The organism is Pseudomonas sp. Colony2, assembly GCF_019382755.1.
In the GTDB taxonomy this organism is placed as follows: Bacteria; Pseudomonadota; Gammaproteobacteria; order Pseudomonadales; family Pseudomonadaceae; genus Aquipseudomonas.
Map to the genome: position 1 here is coordinate 5066515 of NZ_CP080030.1, position 1762 is coordinate 5068276.

The following is a 1762-nucleotide window of genomic DNA, read 5'->3' on the forward strand; positions in this document are numbered from 1 at the left end:
ATTTTCTATCTGGATGACAAGGGCGAACAGCAAGGAGCGCCGTCGCCGGATAAGCTGGTGAAGATTCTCGGTCCGAAATAATCAGCCCTAGCCTGTAAAGACAATGCCCGCATCGAAGCGGGCATTGTCTTTTCAGCGCGGATTAAATCCCCTCGACCAGGAAATCATCCATGTACCAATCGTTGCCGCTCGTAGCGCCTTCATGGCTATAGATTTCCAGCAGCACGGGAGCGATGGTTGGCGTAAAGGTGAAGCTCAGTGTGTGCCAGTTCAGGTCAACCAACTCTTCCACCGGTGTTTGTTGAATGGAGTCTTTGCGCAACGATAACTTGGGCGTCGCGAACGCAACGCTGTACCGTCGAACCCGTACAGAAAACCGGTAAGTAAAACCGCTCTCCAAATCCAAGAAGCGCCGCTGCAGGATCGGGCCGAAACTGTTATTGGTGTATGTGAAATTCCTGACTGCGTAATCGGGCTTGCCGTCAGGTCCCGTCCCCATATATTCAATGCTGATATCCCTGGCATCGGGTGCGCCTGACCCTACGGTCCATAAACCCAAGGTCTGATCGTTGAAATCCGTCAGGTCTCTGTACTGCTTGCGCAACAGCAACATCAGCACAGGGAACACAATTGCTTCGCTCACATGGGAGCTGCCGTCCGCCGTAACCTTGAACACGATGTTCAATACGGACCTGTGGCGAAACTTTTCCAGTTCCTCACGAGGCAGAACGTGCGACAACCCATGGTTTGCCTGCTCTTGCGTGATCGGCTCATTGACCAGCAGCTTGAGGGTATGGGACGACCCGTCGAGCAAGGTTCCCGTACATTCCAGCCAGCCCTTTTGCCCCGCCAGGATGAACCACCAGGCTTGCAGCGTAATCTCGGCATCCCCGGTAAAGGTGCGCAAGTCCAGTGTCCCCTGGCCACCGGGCAATTGAGTGGCCTGCGGTACCTCTGGCGCAGGCAAGCGCTGCGGGACACTGATCTGTAGCTCCAGGTCAGCTGACGTGACGTGCTTGCATGCGCTCGCGACGCTGTAACTGACGGGCACTGTTTTGCCGCTTCCAGCGATTACAGCCTCGCGGGGAATGGTGAAGTCAACGTACTTCGGATCAGTGTTACCCGGCTTGGGTGGCAACGGCAGGCAACTACCGTCCGATTGTGTCCAACACACGCTGATCTCGTCATGAGCACTGATGTGGTCATATTCCACCCGTGCCGTCACGCCCTCACGGCCATTCCATACCGTCAAGTGCGAGCCCACGGCCTCCCGAATGGTCAAGGGTTTCAGGACCAGGTCTTCCTGATGAATATCCAGGTGCAGCACAGGAAACGGCTCGGCGCTGGCCCTGTCGGACCGGCCATCGAAGTTCACCGCAAAATGCACGTCAAAGCGGCTGCAATCGGCCAGTTTTTGCAGGTCGCGCCGGGACAGCAGCGTACTGACGCCCTCCTGCAGCCATTGCTCGGAGAGCGGCTCGCCATCCAGCACATCGAAGCGATAAGGCGCGCCATCTTCCCGCTCACCGGTTACCCACATCCAGCAGGGCTGCCCCAAGGCGCCGTAGGCATAGGCCGCCACCGTCAGTTGCGCGTCCCCCTGGAACGTATTGAGGTCCAGCGTACTGCCCGTGGCCTGTTCCACCTGCGGCTTGGGCAGGCCGGAGATATTCAGGATTTTTACCGGTCGCGGCAGCGCCGACCAGGTTTGCCCTTCCCGTCGGACGGTGTAGCGGACCGACACCTGCTTATTGAAATTGGC

Annotated in this window: 2 pseudogenes; one reads left to right on the forward strand and one right to left on the reverse strand. The window is 57.7% G+C overall.

Going from position 1 to position 1762, the window contains the following annotated elements:
* Positions 1-81 (forward strand): annotated as a pseudogene (locus tag JV201_RS20145) (thiol:disulfide interchange protein DsbG); the annotation flags it as partial.
* A 61-nt stretch (positions 82-142) separates the two neighbouring features.
* Here the strand turns inward: JV201_RS20145 and JV201_RS29870 are convergent.
* Positions 143-1762, reverse strand: a pseudogene (locus JV201_RS29870) (hypothetical protein); the annotation flags it as partial.